Origin of the sequence: Mesorhizobium sp. M0904 (assembly GCF_040319475.1) — a bacterium.
In the GTDB taxonomy this organism is placed as follows: domain Bacteria; phylum Pseudomonadota; class Alphaproteobacteria; order Rhizobiales; family Rhizobiaceae; genus Mesorhizobium.
Map to the genome: position 1 here is coordinate 1 of NZ_JAMYOC010000032.1, position 16,729 is coordinate 16,729.

The 16,729-nt window shown below is 61.5% G+C and carries 14 protein-coding genes and 3 pseudogenes; 7 read left to right on the forward strand and 10 right to left on the reverse strand.

Annotated features, from left to right (window positions below; translation table 11 throughout):
- Nucleotides 1-253 precede the first annotated feature (253 nt).
- A pseudogene (locus tag NKH80_RS27065) lies at nucleotides 254-418 on the forward strand (LysR family transcriptional regulator); the annotation flags it as partial.
- On the opposite strand, the gene NKH80_RS27070 reads toward NKH80_RS27065, so the two are convergent.
- Nucleotides 405-1,610 carry a beta-ketoacyl-[acyl-carrier-protein] synthase family protein gene (locus tag NKH80_RS27070; protein WP_352453892.1) on the reverse strand — a complete coding sequence of 402 codons (1,206 nt, stop codon included), beginning with the start codon at nucleotides 1,608-1,610 and terminating at the stop codon, nucleotides 405-407. The pseudogene NKH80_RS27065 and the gene NKH80_RS27070 overlap by 14 nt on opposite strands.
- Entirely contained in the window at nucleotides 1,611-1,886 is a 276-nt protein-coding gene (locus NKH80_RS27075) for an acyl carrier protein (protein WP_352458906.1), read from the reverse strand. It abuts the gene before it with no gap.
- 575 nt (nucleotides 1,887-2,461) lie between these two features.
- On the opposite strand from NKH80_RS27075, the pseudogene NKH80_RS27080 reads away from it, so the two are divergent.
- Both NKH80_RS27080 and NKH80_RS27085 read left to right on the forward strand, forming a co-directional pair.
- Nucleotides 2,462-2,563, forward strand: a pseudogene (locus tag NKH80_RS27080) (LysR family transcriptional regulator); the annotation flags it as partial.
- 97 nt (nucleotides 2,564-2,660) lie between these two features.
- Nucleotides 2,661-3,984: pseudogene (locus NKH80_RS27085) on the forward strand (IS1380 family transposase); the annotation flags it as partial.
- Nucleotides 3,985-4,686: 702 nt separating this feature from the next.
- Here NKH80_RS27085 and NKH80_RS27090 read toward each other — a convergent pair.
- The 8 genes from NKH80_RS27090 to panB all read right to left on the reverse strand — a co-directional run bounded on the left by NKH80_RS27090 (nucleotide 4,687) and on the right by panB (nucleotide 12,125).
- On the reverse strand, nucleotides 4,687-4,947 hold the full coding sequence (locus tag NKH80_RS27090) for a helix-turn-helix domain-containing protein (RefSeq protein ID WP_352496595.1): 261 nt from the start codon (nucleotides 4,945-4,947) through the stop codon (nucleotides 4,687-4,689).
- Between the two features lie 415 nt (nucleotides 4,948-5,362).
- Entirely contained in the window at nucleotides 5,363-7,186 is a 1,824-nt protein-coding gene (gene glmS, locus NKH80_RS27095; RefSeq protein WP_352610861.1) for a glutamine--fructose-6-phosphate transaminase (isomerizing), read from the reverse strand.
- Nucleotides 7,187-7,995: 809 nt separating this feature from the next.
- Complete coding sequence (locus NKH80_RS27100; protein ID WP_084643024.1) at nucleotides 7,996-8,406, reverse strand: DNA -binding domain-containing protein; 411 nt, start codon at nucleotides 8,404-8,406, stop codon at nucleotides 7,996-7,998.
- Nucleotides 8,407-8,464: 58 nt separating this feature from the next.
- Nucleotides 8,465-8,839 (reverse strand): transcriptional regulator domain-containing protein, encoded by a 375-nt coding sequence (locus tag NKH80_RS27105; protein ID WP_352496584.1) that lies wholly within the window; start codon nucleotides 8,837-8,839, stop codon nucleotides 8,465-8,467.
- Nucleotides 8,840-8,861: 22 nt separating this feature from the next.
- Nucleotides 8,862-9,494: an acyl-homoserine-lactone synthase gene (locus NKH80_RS27110; RefSeq protein ID WP_352496585.1), complete on the reverse strand. Its 633-nt coding sequence runs from the start codon at nucleotides 9,492-9,494 to the stop codon at nucleotides 8,862-8,864.
- 93 nt (nucleotides 9,495-9,587) lie between these two features.
- A complete protein-coding gene (locus NKH80_RS27115; protein WP_352496586.1) occupies nucleotides 9,588-10,313 on the reverse strand; it encodes a LuxR family transcriptional regulator in 726 nt (241 codons plus the stop codon).
- Between the two features lie 94 nt (nucleotides 10,314-10,407).
- Nucleotides 10,408-11,268 (reverse strand): pantoate--beta-alanine ligase, encoded by an 861-nt coding sequence (panC, locus tag NKH80_RS27120; protein ID WP_352994748.1) that lies wholly within the window; start codon nucleotides 11,266-11,268, stop codon nucleotides 10,408-10,410.
- Nucleotides 11,265-12,125 carry a 3-methyl-2-oxobutanoate hydroxymethyltransferase gene (gene panB / locus NKH80_RS27125; protein WP_352496588.1) on the reverse strand — a complete coding sequence of 287 codons (861 nt, stop codon included), beginning with the start codon at nucleotides 12,123-12,125 and terminating at the stop codon, nucleotides 11,265-11,267. The genes panC and panB overlap by 4 nt, the downstream gene beginning before the upstream one ends.
- Before the next feature lie 173 nt (nucleotides 12,126-12,298).
- Here panB and NKH80_RS27130 point away from each other — a divergent pair, with 173 nt between their 5' ends.
- From NKH80_RS27130 to nadC, 4 genes are all read left to right on the forward strand, one after another.
- Entirely contained in the window at nucleotides 12,299-13,267 is a 969-nt protein-coding gene (locus tag NKH80_RS27130; protein WP_023722073.1) for an NUDIX hydrolase, read from the forward strand.
- Between the two features lie 66 nt (nucleotides 13,268-13,333).
- A complete protein-coding gene (gene nadA, locus NKH80_RS27135; RefSeq protein WP_352610560.1) occupies nucleotides 13,334-14,308 on the forward strand; it encodes a quinolinate synthase NadA in 975 nt (324 codons plus the stop codon).
- Nucleotides 14,305-15,846, forward strand: a complete 1,542-nt coding sequence (locus NKH80_RS27140; RefSeq protein WP_352610563.1) for an L-aspartate oxidase — start codon at nucleotides 14,305-14,307, stop codon at nucleotides 15,844-15,846. Before nadA ends, NKH80_RS27140 begins: the two co-directional genes overlap by 4 nt.
- Complete coding sequence (nadC, locus tag NKH80_RS27145) at nucleotides 15,846-16,700, forward strand: carboxylating nicotinate-nucleotide diphosphorylase (RefSeq protein WP_352503117.1); 855 nt, start codon at nucleotides 15,846-15,848, stop codon at nucleotides 16,698-16,700. Before NKH80_RS27140 ends, nadC begins: the two co-directional genes overlap by 1 nt.
- The last annotated feature ends 29 nt before the right edge of the window (nucleotides 16,701-16,729 follow it).

Here is a 16,729-nt window from a genome sequence, read left to right on the forward strand (position 1 = left end):
TCTGGAGGCCAGCACGACGGCGCGCTTCGAAGCGTCGGCCAAGACAGGCAAGGTCCGCAGGTTCAAGGAGTTCGTTGACGGCGCCCGCGGCGCGGCCGGGCCGGCAGCACTCAGGCGACTATAACGGGCGCAGAGCCGACCCTGCGGCTTCCAGACATTGTCGTGTACAGCTTCAGACCCTCAAGCCGAGCCCGCAGGGCCTCGCTTACCTTTTACGGGGCGGCGGTACGTCCAAGCCGCTTCAACAGTTAAGAATTTCGCAAAGACGATACCCCCGGATCGTCGAGCTTCCGCTGCCACTTCCCGCATTCGCCGAGGCGGTCAATGACCCGCCCTTCACAATAGTTATCCGGCAAGCATCTGGATGCGAGAGATAATGTTGCCGGAGGCATCTCTCATGGCTTCTACACCTGCCTGAACGCCAGAACCGCGTTCGTGCCGCCAAAGGCGAAGGAGTTGCTCAGTGCCACGCGCACCTTGCGCTCGCGTGCCACATTGGGCGTGACGTCGAGATCGCAATCGGGGTCCAGCTCACGATAATTGGCAGTCGGCGGCACGACGCTCTCGCGGATAGCCATCACGCAGGCGATCAACTCGAGCGCGCCGGACGCGCCGAGGCAATGCGCGTGCATGGACTTGGTAGAAGAAATGGACATTGAGAAGGCGTGCTGACCGAAGACGCGCTTGATCGCCGCCGTCTCGATCTGGTCGTTGGCCTTGGTGCCGGTGCCGTGCGCGTTGAGATAGTCGACATCCTCGGCGTCCAGCCTGGCATCGGCAAGGCAGGCCCGCATTGCTGCCTCCGGCCCCTCGACAGTCGGCGCGACGATGTCGGACGCATCGGCGGAAAGGCCGGCACCGGCAATTTCGGCAAGGATGGTGGCGCCCCGAGCCAGGGCATGCTCGTAGCTTTCCAGCACCGCCATGCCGGCGCCTTCACCAAGCGACAGGCCCTGGCGATCGGCCGAGAATGGCCGGCAAGTATCGGGCGAAAGCACGCGGATCGCTTCCCATGCCTTCAGCACACCCCATATGAGCGGCGCTTCGCTGCCGCCGGCAAGCATCACGTCGGCCCGGCCGAGCCTGATCTGGTCCACCGCGCAGGCAATCGCATGGTTTGCCGAGGAACAGGCGGACGTGACGCCGAAGACCGGCCCGCGCAGACCAAGACTCATGCTGACCTGGCCGGCAGCGGCACCCGGCATCGCCTTGGGTACAGTCAAGAGAGCGGCACGCTTACCGCCCAGAAGGATGGCGCGGTAGGTTTGCTCGATCGCATCCCACCCGCAGCCGCCAACGCCCACCGTCGCACCGAAGCGATAGCTATTTCCCTCTTTGGAGGAAAGTCCGGCCTGACGCATGGCTTCGCGCGCCGCAAGCACAGCGAGCAGGCTGAAGCGGTCCATGGAGATGAGTTGCTTGCCGTCGATGTCATGCTCCGGCAGCGCCTTGATCTCGGCACCGATCCTGACCCTCAATTCATGGAGCTCGGAGTTGACGATTGGGCCGATGGCGGAGCGGCCTTCTCGCATCTCTGTCCAAATGGCGGCGGCGTTGGTCCCAAGCCCGCAAATACCGCCAATCCCAGTAATCACGACGCGCCTATCCATTCACACCCCCTTAGCGAGCAAGCTGCGCACGGCTTCCACCATGTCCCCAACATTCTGGAGATCCGACCATGCCTCGGCCGTATTCATCTCGATCTGGATGCCGTAGGCCTGCTCCAGGTCCCAGAGAACGTCCGCCAATCCCAGTGAATCGATACCGAGCGAAGTCAGTCCCGTGGCAGCCGTTATCTCGCCGCCTGTGGCAGGCGCTATGCCGCCCTCCGACGCGGCGCGCTTCTTGATAATGGCGATTATTTCGTTGGCGAGTTGATCTGCCATCTTGTTCCTTTCCAGCTTGCGTTTTCGGCGTCGTTCAAAACCCGAGTCGCGTCGCGTTGCCAAAATTGCCCCTCATAGAGCCTGTGCGACCGACCAAGCCCAATGCCCATAGGAACCGGACGAGTTCCGGCTTCTGCGGCGTCAGCCCGATGACGAAGAAAAGTCGCCGGCCTCCCGCTTTTGCGCCAGCACATCAAGAATCTGCGTGTAAATGGATAGGAACCGTCGTCAAACGTCAGCTAAACGCTGCGACGGTGGGTGCTGTCAGCGTATTCACTCGGCACCTCATATGTAATCGAGATGTTTCATAGCTCCGGACCAGTTGCGATCAACTATTGTACCGGTCCGCCATTCGTCGGAGAGTTCGACATGATCGGAGCGCTGCCTCTCATTCCCAGTACAATCTCCACCGCATGCGACAGATTTCCTCTTTCGGGCTCTTCTCAAGGGACTCGCCACGCGATAGAGGCAGTGATCGGCGCACGTGAGGTCCTGCCAAGTCCATGCGACATTCCGGAAAATTGGTAAAATCGTTTGTTTCAATCAAATGCATCCACGCTATGGATAGCTAAGACATGCGTTTCAAAGGGCTCGATCTGAATCTTCTCGTCGTTCTCGACGCGCTGCTGAGCGAGCGCGGCCTCACGGCGGCGGCACGCCGCATCAACCTAACCAAATTCATGGGGGTTGGTGGATGTGGCGCAAGCCGTTGAAATGACGTAGGATTTGGTTGCTTAAGCCGATCCGAACCATTTCCCGGAGACCACACCCACCATGAACGATCTTGCGCTGCCGCTGAGCGGTTTGTCATCAGTCGGCGGCAAGTCCGTCGTCGCCCGTTTCGACGGCGGCATGCTGTCGTCCAACAGCGGCGTTCTGGCCTTGGCCGAGGTGGAAAAGCGGTTGCGGGTGGCCGAGCGTCTGGCGCGTTGCATCGACGATCCGCGCTGCCCGGACCAGGTCGTCCACAGCCTGGCGGACATGATCGGCTTTCGCATGAAGATGATCGCCGCCGGCTACGAGGACGGCAACGACGCCAACCGGCTGCGCCGCGATCCGGTCTTCAAGATGGCCCAGGATGCGCTGCCGTCGGGTCGGGATCTGGCGTCGCAATCGACGCTGTGCCGGCTGGAGAACCTACCCGGCGTGCGGGAGCTGGTCGCGATGGGACGGGCGATGGTCGATCTCTATTGCGCCTCGTTCCGGCAGGTGCCGAAGCGGATCGTACTCGACATTGACGACACCTTCGACGCTGTGCACGGAGGCCAACAGCTTCGCCTGTTCAATGCCCACCATGACGAGTACGGCTTCCAGCCGATCGTCGTGTTCGATGGTGCGGGACGGTTCGTCAGCGCGATCCTGCGACCGGCCAAGCGGCCGAGTGGGGCTGAGATCCGCCCCCACCTGCGCCGTCTGGTGCGGGCGATCCGGATCAACTGGCCGAACATTCGAATCCTGCTCCGCGGCGATAGCCATTATTGCAACCCGCCGACTGGTGCCGCGCCAACGACGTCGACTTCATCTTTGGCCTCGCGCCCACCACGACCCTGCGCAAGCATGTCGCGGATCTGGAGGCCAGCACGACGGCGCGCTTCGAAGCGTCGGCCAAGACAGGCAAGGTCCGCAGGTTCAAGGAGTTCGTTGACGGCGCCGCTAGTTGGAGCCGCGTCGAGCGCATCATCGCGCGGGTCGAGGTCGGCGCCCAAGGTGGCGATATCGCTTCGTCGTCACCAACCTTGCCGGTGGGAAGGCCAAGGCGCTCTACGAGGATGTCTACTGCCGGCGCGGCGCGGCCGAGAACCACATCAAGTCGTGGAAGACGCATCTTGCCGCCGACCGCACATCCTGCACCAGAGCGACGGCCAACCAGTTCCGGCTATTCCTGCATGCCGGTGCTTACTGGTTGATGTGGGGCTTGCGGGCCGCGATGCCGAGGCGCTCGAGCTTTGCCGTCGCCCAATTCGACACGCTGCGATTGCGCCTCATCAAAATCGCTGCGCGGGTGGTCGAGATGAAATCGCAAATCCGCCTGCACCTGCCGACATCGTGCCCCGACCAGCGCATCCTGCGCATCGTCCTCGATCGCATCCCCCAACTCGCGACATACGATGGGGGCAGACGCCCCGAAACGAACCCGTCGACCGCAACCTGCAAACCCCCGCCTGCCATCACGACGGAGCAATCCCGGCGCCTGACGAGGCGCGTGGAAAAGCACCGCAACGGCGACCACAACGTCGCTTCAGGCCGTCAAAAGCTTATCGCCGTGCATCAAGGCGGCTAGAAGCGCGCCGGCAGCCTGGCGGGGGGCTTGGGGTTAGACTGCCGGCGCACGCCACTCATGAAGAGCGGCCCCTTTTTGCGGTTCCGACACCCATAGTCAACCCGGCAGCGTCTGGATGCCCGCTGTGCTCTTTTCAGAGCGGCTCGCGATGCCGGCCATGTCGGCCGATCCTGCCTAGGATGGGGGGCCACTCTCGTCGGCCGAGTTGATGCTCCAGCCAGTATCGCCTTGCCAACCAGCATGGGTTCGCCGTTAGCAATCCATCCTCGCGAGCCAATGCTATCGTGCACGTGTCGCAGCACTCCGGGCGGCTATATCGCCTAAGACAGCATGACGAAGCGTTCCAACTTCCTGTTCGGCGAGCCCGTGTGCAGTTCCTGACTCGGACAGTGGACGAGAATTCTCTTGGCGGTACTGCGCCAGAAGGCATTCGCGTCCAACGGAATCAAGCGACGACTATCAGCCGCAAACGTCACATCACAAGAGCGGTCTTCCACCCATTGCAGATTATCCGACTGATCAGGCGGCGTCCGATATGTCCGACTCTGCCTCAAGAATTCCCACAGGTATGGACAGCGATCTCGCTATCCGATTCCGATAGCCCTTATTGTACTTTAGACCCCGCTCGATGTTTTGGATTTCCTGAGCGGCAAGCCCGCACGCGACCGCGAGGTCCTCGATTGAATACCCAAGGTGCTCACGATAAGCGCGGATGATGTGGGTCCCCTGCGACATAGCCGTCAAGACTGGCTCGGGAATGCGCGAATCCTTCATAAACATCTCCAAGAAGATGGGAGCGCCTGACAAATCGGGAGATTTCCTCCCCGACCCTGGCGCACACCCAGCAAATCAAAAAAATGGACGTCCATTCGGCCGGACCGGCCTCATCCATGGAATGGGCCACTTGAAATTGGCAGCCGGGTCGGAATATGGCGGCTCACCTGCTTCTGATCAAGTTCTAAGAACCTGCCCGCCATGAGATGGCCTGATCGGCTGTAGCGCATTCGACCTGCGATCTTACACGACTCATTCTCCCCGATGGCTTTCTTGAACAGCAACTCGAACTCTCACTGACGCCTCCAGTGGCTATTCGCGGCACCGTCCACCCAGCCTCGCGGACGCTGATACCTCCGACCAATTTCCACCGCCGATGCAGCGAAGATGGACAAGCATCGCCACCTATAAAGGTTCACAATCATTCGACCGTGACCGATTTTGCGAGATTGCGCGGCTGGTCTACATCTGTGCCCATGAAGAGCGCCGTGTGGTAGGCAAGAAGCTGTATCGGCAGCGAGAAGATCATCGGCGCGATAATCTCGTCGACAGCCGGCAGCACGAGCGTGTGCATGGTGTCGAGTTTCGATGCGGCTGCCCCTTTTTCATCGGTGATGAGGATAATCCGCCCTCCACGGGCAGCCACTTCCTGCATGTTGGAGACGGTCTTGTCGAAAAAGCGATCATGGGGCGCGATGACGATCACTGGCATGTTGTCGTCTATCAATGCGATCGGACCGTGCTTCAATTCACCCGCCGCATAGCCCTCGGCATGGATGTAGGAAATCTCCTTGAGCTTCAGCGCACCTTCCATCGCTAGCGGGAAACTGGTGCCACGGCCGAGATACAGGACGTCACGACACTTTGACAGTTCGCGCGACAGGAACTCGATCTCCGGCTGGATGCTGTTGAGTACCTGGCCCATGACGCGCGGCACTTCGGCGAGGCTCCTGACGAGCGCCTGCAGCTCGTCTTCGGTTACGGTCCCGCGGGCTCTGGCGGCGCCGATGGCGAGTGCGGCTAGAACGGCAAGCTGGCAGGTAAACGCCTTGGTGGAGGCGACGCCGATCTCCGGTCCGGCAAGGATCGGGAAGACCGCATCGGCCTCCCGAGCGATGGTCGATTCGCAGGCATTGACGATAGCGCCAATTTTCAGCCCACGCTCCTTGCAGTACCTCAACGATGCGAGCGTATCAGCGGTTTCGCCGGACTGCGAAATGAAAAGAGCCGCCGACTGCGGCGACAACGGGATCTCGCGGTAACGGAATTCGGACGCAACGTCGATTTCAACTGTCAGGCGCGCATAGCGCTCGAACCAGTATTTTCCGATCAGTCCGGCGAGATAGGCGGTCCCGCAGGCCGAGATCGCCAAGCTCGGGATCCTGGCGAAATCGATGCCAGAAACCGTGTCGGCGCGATTCTCTATGATGTTGCTATAGTGACGGAGAGCATGGGCGATGACTTCGGGCTGCTCGTAGATTTCCTTCTCCATGAAGTGGCGATGAGTGCCCTTGTTGGCCAGATCGGCCGCGGCCGTGGAGGTATGGCGCGGACGCTCGACGGGATGGCCGTCGAAATCGAAGATATGGGCGCCCGAATTGCCGACAACGGCCCAGTCGCCCTCGATGAGATAGGTAATTTCATTGGTGAAGGGAGCGAGCGCGATCGCGTCGGAGCCCAGGAACATCTCGCCGTCGCCGTGACCGATCGCCAGCGGTGGTCCGTTGCGCGCCGCCATGATGGTCGACGGATCATCTTCGAAGAGGACGGCAAGCGCATAGGCGCCCCTGACGCGTTTCAGCATGGCACGCATCGCCTCTTGCCGCCTCATGCCCTCCCGGCGGTGTCTTGCCAAGAGATGCGCGACGACCTCGGTGTCGGTATCGGTCTGGAACTCGGCGCCAGCCGCCGCCAATTCGTCCTTCAGCTCGGTGAAATTCTCGATGATCCCGTTATGGACGACGGCGACACCGTCGGTAAAGTGCGGGTGCGCATTGCGTTCCGTCGAGGCCCCATGGGTTGCCCAACGCGTGTGGCCGATGCCGATGTTGCCGCTCAGCGGCTCTTCCTTCAGTCTCCTCTCGAGATTGACGAGCTTGCCCTCGGCGCGCCGGCGGTGCAAGGCACCTTCGGTGATCGTCGCAACGCCGGCGGAATCATAGCCGCGATATTCCAAACGCTTCAATGCGTCGACCAACCGATCCGACACCGGCTGTTGCCCAACGATGCCAACAATCCCGCACATGTTCGTCTTCCATTCTTGCCGGCAGCTTCAGCCCACGCGAGACGGATACCCATCCGGCCGCTTTCATTGGGAGATCTTCTAGTAGTATTGGGTAATATTGGTATAATTGATTGTAGGGATAGCTATCATCCACCCCATGGATAAGACGCGTTTGGGGCCCTGATCTAACTTCCTCGTTGCGCCTGACGTCCTCATGACCGAACGCAAGCCCACACCCCGCCGCACGAAGGAACAATCGGCCATGCGCGATCATCCCGGCCACGCACCTGACCACGAACCGCCGCCGCTCGTGGTCACGCGGTGATCGGCATGATCACACAGCACTGTAGTTAGGCAGCATCAGCGACGCATGGTCGGCATCATCATCATCGGCAACGTCGGCGCCGTCGGCATGATTCACGTTCGTCACGTTGATCATAATCATCGTCGCCGCCGATCTAGTTTCTGATTGCCTGCCGCTTTGACGCGGCTTTCGCCGGTAGAGCTTAGCCCGCGATGGCCTATCAATACGCTGTTAGTCGGCATGGCCGAAACCGAGAGTCAGGCGGCGCAGGCCACAGAGCACGTTCAGCGACCGTTTCAGTCAGCGCCGGCTTTGTCGGGGTTCGTAACGGTCATCAGGATTCTCGGGGCATGAATGCACTATCACGAAAACGTTGGTTCTCAGTGCTTGGTCCGTATTACTCAAACCCGATTCCCGCAGCGGAAGAGGCGCGTGTCACGTCTTGTACAAGGCACAATAGCAGTGAGAAATGGAGATTGATGCCTGCGCGTTTTCGAATAAGACAATCACCAAGCTGTCACCCGAATTACATCAGGAACTGTCTATAGCCGCCGCCCATCAGGTAGCGGCCACGTTGGATGGCGCGACGCACCTGATCGCGAAGATGGCTACCTGGATGAGACCAATCTTCTTCGACACGGCGTCTCCCGAACAGGGCAATGGCGATCTCCTGATGAGATGCTCCCGCAAGCGAGCCATCCAAAGCCTGGAGCACGATACGCAGACGCGCTCCGCGGGGTTCCGGCGGAAAGCAAGCAGCTGCCAGGCGGCCGCAACCATTGATGTCGTTCAGGAACTGAAGGGCAGCGACATGGAACTTCAGGTGCTGCGGCTGCACGATCGCGTCGACATATAGCCGCAACGGGCGGAGAACGGATGCACCGGAAAGGGCGATCTGCAGACTCCGGCAGTCCTCCCTCAGCAGCACGTGCTGCACGCCGGCAGGTGTCAGCAGGATGTCCTTGCAGCATGAGAGCGAAGGGAGATCAAGCGGTTCAAAATCGTGGTCGAGCCCAACCGGCTCCGCGGCCGCTCGTAGAATACGGGCGCAGTCGCGCGGATCCCAAAAGACCCTTGCCGACGTAGCGTCCGACTGTGGCGCGTCCGCGAAAAAGGAGGCTCCATTGTCTTAGGAAAGATGATCCTGTCGTCAACTCGATTATCTTCATGTCGGCCTGGGCTCCGACAATGTAGGCGGACGGTGCCATTTTGGCGTGGTCGCGCTGAAATTGTGGATTGCGCCGAAGAAACTCCCAGGCCCAGGCAGTGCGTGGCAATCGTCTGGCGTAGTGGTAAGCTTCGTGACGACGCCAGTCCGGCCAGCATACAAGACCGACCGTCGCTTCCTTGGGCAGACCAGCATCCTTCACGGCTCAGGTGTCCACAATGGCGCTATGCCGACGGGCCTAGAACCGGTTGCCACAGTACCGGTCCGCTCAGACGTCCCCTGCTGCGGATGCGCAAAAGGCTCGCGCGGGAAATCTCGAGAAACCCGGCCACCGCCTCCGTTTTGCCGACGGACTTGGGTTGTCCGATGCGCGACAATGGCCACGTCGCGAGGCGAAGGATCCGTTCCATGCGCGTGTCCGTCACCGTTACTATCCGGGTCAGATCCTTGGCCAAGCCGAACTCGATCATGCCCGCGAAGAGCTCGTAGGTTGCCTGGGCCAGTCCGCCCGCTGCCTTGGGCGCCGACGGAGGAAGATCGAGCGCGAAACGACTGCTCTCCCATATGTCGGAGGTCGAGGGCACGACGTCAGCACCCAGCAGCACCGGGAACGTGTCGCGCAACATTGTGGGTCCGGTGCTGGGCAAAAGACGCACGCAACCGCGAATTCGCCAGTCGGATCCCTTGAGGAGCAGATAGACAGGCTTCAGACCATCAAACGGGTCTGTTTCCATCTGGTCTTCGGTATCAACTTCCCAATCGAGCCTTTCCTTGAACACCCGAAACCTGAGCCCGTGCATCTCTTTGAGCTCGCTTGCGAACTCGTCGTAAAGGTCTGGTGTTATCAGCTGCATCATGGTCGCCTCCGTGCGGGATGTGTTCCCGCCATCGAAGGGCAAAGCCGGCAGCGATGCAGCCTGTAGAGGTTTACAGCTATCGTGGCCGACGAATCAGGATCTCGCCTGGCCGGAGGCAGCCAGTCGTGCAACGGCCTGGTTGATCGTTCGAACGCCAAGCTTTGCCTTGGCGTTTTCCAGATGAAAGGTCACGGTGCGCTTTGAGACGCCGAGAAGCTGGCTGATAACCCAAGCCGACTTGCCGCGCGCCGCCCATTTCAGGCACTCGAACTCCCGCGGGGTGAGCGTTACACCATCCACCACGCGATCGTCGGCGAGCCTGCGCCGGACATGGATATGAAAGTTGATGGCCACCAGCTGCAATGCTTTTTCGTAACGTGTCAGTGACCGCAACAGAGGCGGACGGGACTCGTCGGAAGCAAAGGTCAGGGCAGCAAACCGGCCGCGATGATCATGCATGGACATCGTCAGGCCGCCGCGGATGCCAAACTCAGCCGCACTCTCCAGAATTTGTTGCTGCGAATTCGGCAGACAGTGCCGAGCGCGATCCACCCCCCAATCGAAGGTATCCCAGCCTTGCAGCCCGCGCAGGATGACCGGATCAAGACTGTGGTATCGCTGTTGCAGATAACGTGATGTCCAGGATGAAGGATAGTTTGAGATCAATTGCGGGGCGTCGCCGGAGGCCGACGGGTAAGTGAAATAGGCGAATAGCGGAAAATCGAAGCCGGCTGCAGCGGATGCCATTGCCTCACGGAGATCGGCAGCATCAACACTTGCAGACAGTTGCTCGACGAAGTTCTCAAACACGCGATGCATTTGCGCTTTGCGTAACCTCCGTGATCGCTCGATGCCAGGCAGAGACCTTGTTTTAAACGATCCCGGACGGATACAGCGCGTGCCGAGAACCCCGTTAACGTGTTGAAACCCGTGATATTCTGACGTTGTCTATGAGACGTGTACCGCCGAGCCAGGCCGCGACAAGCAAGCGTGCAGGTCGGTCAAGGCTTGTCATCGGTCGCAGATCTGCCTCGTCGCGAAGTTCCAGGTATTCGACCTCGCGATAGCCCGCAGCCAGAATTGCTGCGCGCGCTTCGGCAAGCGTTGGCAGGACGGGCGAGTCGCGGGCAAGCCGCTCAGCCGTCTCGAGCAAGACCGATGATAGCTCGGGGGCAACAGCACGCTCTGCTGGCGAGAGCCGGACATTGCGCGATGATAGTGCAAGACCGTCGGCTTCGCGGACTGTCGGACAAGGAACAATGGTGATTGGAATATCCAGGTCCCGGGCCATACGCCTGACTAGCTGAAGCTGCTGAAAGTCCTTTTCGCCAAAGAAGCCGAAGTCAGCGCTGGTCTGCAGGAAGAGCTTGGCGACGACGGTCGCCACGCCATCAAAATGTCCCGGCCGGAAGGCACCGCACAGGCCCTCGCTGACACCGGACACCGAAACGGTCGTGGCGAAGGCCGCCGGATACATTTCCTCTGCATCCGGCGCATAAAGCAGGTGCGCGCCAAGCGGTGCCAGCTTGGCGGCATCCTCGTCCTCGGTGCTCGGATACGCGGCGAGATCGGCCTGGCTGTTGAATTGCTTCGGGTTGACGAAGAGCGTCACGATCACCCGGTCGGCCTTCTCGAGTGCCGCGCGCACCAGGCTGAGATGGCCCTCATGCAGGACGCCCATCGTTGGCACCACGGCAATCCTCACGCTCTCGCGGCGCCATGCGGCGACAATTTCGCGAAGCTGGGCAACGCTCCTGACAATCGGCACGCTCACGCTGCTTCTCCGCTCTTGGTGGCGTCCGCGTCGGCGGGCTTGCGCGCATCGGCAAACACGTGCTCGGCGGCCGGAAACTGGCGCTCCTTCACCTCCCGCGCATAGGCCGCGATCGCAGCCGCAGCGGCCTCCCCCATTTCAGCATAGCGCTTGACGAATTTGGGCCGGAAGTCGCCGAAGAGGCCCAGCATGTCGTCGACGACGAGAATCTGGCCGTCACAGGCTGCCGAGGCACCGATGCCAATGGTCGGGGTCGCCACCTCCCCGGTGATCCGGCGGGCGAGCGCCTCGGGAACCTTCTCCAGCACGACCGCAAAGGCGCCCGCTTCGCTTACCGCAAGCGCGTCGCGCCTGATGCGCTCGGCATCCCCGCCTCTGCCCTGCACGCGGTAGCCACCGATGGTGTTGATCGCCTGCGGCGTCAAGCCGACATGGGCCATGACCGGCACGCCGCGCGCGGCGAGGAAGCCGATCGTCTCTGCCATCGTTTCGCCGCCTTCGAGCTTGACGGCCGCGCAGCCGGTCTCGGCCATGACGCGCGCGGCATTGCGGAAAGCCTGCTCGGGGCTTTCCTCGAAGGAACCGAACGGCAGGTCGACGACCATCAGCGCCTGCTCGAGGCCACGGCGCACGGCCTGGCCGTGCGTGATCATCATCTCCAGCGTCACACCGAGCGTCGAGGGCAGGCCGTGGAGAACCATGCCGACGCTGTCGCCGACCAGCACCACATCGCAATGGGGATCGACAAGCCGGGCGACTGGCGTCGTGTAGGCGGTAAGGCAGACGAGCGGCGTCCCACCTTTGCGCGAACGAATATCCGGCGGTGTGATCGCCTTGGTGTCACCAAACGCACTCAATGGACCCTCCTTCCCCAACGTTACCAACCGCGGGTGTCGCGTTTGCCACATTTTTGTGCAAGTGCGAAGAGCTAAAAATGGCCGTGCAGCTGTGCGGTGTTGACGTGCGGACAGGCGCGCTTACACTTAAATCGATTCAGGCGCCCCCGAGCTGGCCAACCACTTTCGCGAACATGGACGATCAGGCAAAAGGACCCAGGAAAGACAGAGCCGCCGTCAAGGCCGACGAAGTCAAAGTGGACCTGATCGCCTTTGTCGTCGCCGTAAACGACAGTGAACCGTGTGTCCTCACCATCGGCCAGGCGGACACCCTTCCCTCCGGACCATTTGCGCTTGAGCACCGATCGCTGCAATCCGGTTTGAGGGGGTGGGTCGAGCAGCAGACCGGCCATCCCCTGGGGTATATTGAGCAACTCTACACCTTCGCGGATCGGGATCGCATCGGCGCCGAGCGCCAGCAGCGCGTCATCTCCATCAGCTATCTCGCATTGACCCGCAAGGAACAGGCAGCTGGCTCGCCCAAGTGCGGCTGGCAGAGCTGGTATGAATATTTTCCATGGGAGGACCACCGCTCCGGCACGCCTCCGGTCGTGCTGGACGTTCTGCGACCGCGCCTGATTGAATGGGCAGACGGCGTCAGCGACGCGGCCACGCGACGTGAACGCTGGCAGCGGGCGACGATAGCCTTCGGCTTCGACGACCGCCTTTGGAACGAGGAACTCACGCTTCAACGCTATGAGTTAGTCTACGAAGCAGGCCTGGTCCAAGAGGCCGGAAGCGGACGGGACGCGACGCTGCCTCCGCTGGTGCCCAGCAAGTCTATGGTCGCCGATCATCGCCGCATCGTGGCGACCGGCATTGCGCGGCTGCGCTCCAAGATCAAATACCGGCCGGTCGTCTTTGAGCTGATGCCGCCGGTCTTCACGCTTTTGCAGCTGCAGCGAACCGTGGAGGCGCTTGCCGGCAGGCTCGTGCGTAAGCCGAACTTTCGCCGGCTGATCGAGCAGCAGGAGCTGGTCGAAGAGACCGGAGAGGCAACCGCGGAGACCGGCGGCCGGCCAGCGAAGCTTTACCGGTTCCGCCACGCCGTTCTCGACGAGAGGGTCATCGCCGGGACAAAATTGCCGCTGGCGCGGGGTTGACATCGCTTATACTCACAGCAAGTATATGCTGGTTATTTTCAACTAGAGTATAAGCTGGAGGGGTCGATGAGCGCCGTGCTGCCTGCGACCGCGTTTCTCTACGAGCGCGTCCGACGAGTGATCCCGCCGATCGAATGGCCGGCTTTCGTCGAGGATATCGAGGCGATCCTTGCACTGAAGCGCGAGCGCAACGCCATCATCCTGGCGCACAACTATCAGACCCCCGAGATCTTTCATTGCGTGGCCGACATCGTCGGCGACAGCTTGGCACTGGCCCGCACGGCTGCGACGATCGAGGCGCAAGTCATCGTGCTGGCCGGCGTACATTTCATGGCCGAAACGGCCAAGCTGCTCAATCCGCAAAAGACGGTGCTCATTCCCGACCTGCGGGCAGGCTGTTCGTTGGCGGAATCGATCACGGCAGAAGACGTGCGCTTGATGCGCCAGCGTTATCCCGGCGTGCCGATCATCACTTATGTCAACACGTCGGCCGAAGTGAAAGCCGAGTCGGATATCTGCTGTACATCCGGCAACGCCAAGGCGGTCGTCCAATCCCTTGGCGTTCCCCAGGTGATCATGTTGCCGGACGAATATCTGGCCCAGAATATCGCCGCCCAGACCGATGTGCAGATCATCGCCTGGAAAGGGCATTGCGAGGTGCATGAGCGCTTTACACCGGCCGACATCCGCGAGTTGCGCGAAAGCCATCCCGGCGTGATCGTGCTCGCGCATCCCGAATGCCCGCCCGACGTCGTGGCTGAAGCAGATTTTTCCGGCTCGACCGCTGCCATGTCCGACTATGTCGAAAGGCAAAGGCCGGCACGTGTCGTGCTGATGACGGAATGTTCGATGAGCGACAACGTCGCGTTAGCGCACCCAGAGGTCGAGTTCATCCGGCCCTGCAATTTGTGCCCGCACATGAAGCGGATCACGCTTGCCAACATCCGCATGGCGCTCGAGCAGAACCACCATATCGTAACCATCGAACCCGGGATCGCCGGGCGCGCGCGGCTTGCGGTCGAACGGATGCTGGCAATTTGAGCGCCGATGTCCGCAGCATCTTCGGGCGGCCGATCATCATCGGCGGCGGCATCGCCGGACTGATGACCGCGCTTCAACTGGCGCCGGAGCCGGTGCTGCTTCTGTCCAGGACGCTGCTGGGAGCTGACAATTCGAGCACGTGGGCACAGGGTGGTCTGGCTGCAAGTTTCGGCGAAGACGACGATCCGGAACTGCACCTGGCCGATACGCTTGCCGCCGGGGATGGTCTCTGCGACACAGACGTGGCGAGCCGCATCCTCCAAGCCGCGCCCAAGGCGATAGAGGGGCTTGCGGGCTTTGGGGTTCCCTTCGACCGTACGTCGAAAGGATCACTGTGCCTCGGATTGGAGGCCGCACACAGCCGACGTCGCATCGTTCATGCGCATGGTGACGGCACCGGGCGTGAGATCATGCGTGCCCTGATCGCGGCTGTGCGTTCCACTCCGTCGATTGTTGTCGTGGAGGGCGTGGAAGCGCGCCGACTGGCGGTGCGAGAGAATGCGATCCGAGGCGTCTGGGCGAGCGGTTCGATAGGACCTGTCTTCTTCGGCTCACGGCGGGTCGTCCTCGCCACCGGTGGGATCGGGGGACTGTTTCTCGACACCACCAATCCTTCGGGCAGTTGCGGACAGGGCCTGGCGCTTGCGGCCCGCGCTGGAGCTGTCCTTGCCGACCTCGAGTTCATCCAGTTCCACCCGACCGCGCTTGACGGCCCGGAACGCCCTATGGCGCTGGTCAGCGAGGCCGTCCGCGGCGAAGGTGCTGCCCTGATCGACGAAACCGGCCAGGCTTTTCTCCAGAGCGTGTCAGGGGCGGAACTTGCGCCTCGTGATGTCTTGGCGCGCGCCGTCTGGAACCATCTTGCCAACGGCCACCGTGTTTTTCTCGACGCGCGGCAACGGCCTGGCCCGGAATTTGCTCGACACTTCCCGACAATTGCATCAGCCTGTCGTGGAGCCGGCATCAATCCCGCGCGCGATCTCATCCCCATTCGTCCGGCCCAACACTACCACATGGGTGGCGTTGCCGTGGACGGCTCCGGTAGGACGTCCGTCAAGGGGCTGTGGGCCTGCGGCGAAGTCGCTTCGACAGGACTGCATGGCGCCAACAGGCTCGCCAGCAATTCCTTGACCGAGGCCGTCGTGTGCGCGCGCTGGGTCGCTGAAAGTGTCGCCGGAACGCCTGCTCGCAGAACAAGGCCTGCGGTTGCGGACGTTCACCCATCGCCCGCTCCGATACCCGTGCGTGTTTTCCTGTCGCGCGCACTCGGCATCGTCCGGGATGGTGAAGGTCTGAAAGCAGCCGCATATGCCTTGTTGCCGCTCGCCGAAAGCAAGGACGCGGCCTCGGATCCGGCGGCTGTCGGGCTAATGATCGCGGTTGCCGCCCTGTTGCGCGAAGAAAGCCGCGGCGCTCATTACCGGACAGACTTTCCTCATCATGCGACTGTCGCCCGACGGTCCGAAATCACCCTCGAAGCCGCCTTGGCCGCTGCGCGGGAACTCGGACACTCGCCAAGCCTCGAAGGGGCAAAATGATGACGCTCTCACCGCTTCCCACGGTCATGCTTGAGCCGCTTGTAAGGGCAGCTCTTCTTGAAGACCTTGGCAGAGCCGGCGACTTGACCACGGAGGCCATCATCCCGAAGGCACACCAAGCGGGAACCGTGCTGGCGGCGCGCCAGTCCGGAGTTGTCGCCGGCCTCGATCTGGCGATGCTCGCTTTCCGCTTGATTGATCCTGATGTCGAAATTTCGGTGGAGCGGGCAGACGGCTGCAATGTCATGGATGGAGAGGTCATTGCATCAGTGGTTGGCCCTGCCCGGGGCATTCTCACAGCCGAACGGACGGCACTCAATTTTTTGTGCCATCTGAGCGGCATCGCTACAGCAACGGCATCGATCGTCGCTGCGGTTCGTGGATATGGCGCGAAGATCGTCTGCACGCGCAAGACGACGCCCGGATTGAGGGCAGTCGAAAAGTATGCGGTGCGCGCGGGTGGCGGATCCAATCACCGTTTCGGCCTCGACGACGCAATTCTGATCAAGGACAACCACATCGCCATCGCAGGCGGCGTTCGCCCGGCGCTCGAGCGAGCACGAAGACGGGCCGGTCATCTCGTCAAGATCGAAGTCGAGGTCGATACGCTGGCCCAGTTGGAGGAGGTACTTGGCTTCGCTCCCGATGCGATTCTGCTCGACAACATGTCCCTCGCCGATCTTCGCCGGGCCGTCGCAATCGTTGGCGGCCGTGCTATCACCGAGGCTTCTGGCGGGATCGCATCCGATACAGCGCGAGCGATTGCCGCGACCGGCGTCGATCTGATTTCGGTCGGCCGACTGACCCACAGTGCGCCGATCCTGGATATCGGCCTCGACTATTGGGGCTCATGATTGTCTGAGGAACGAACAGGATCGAATCA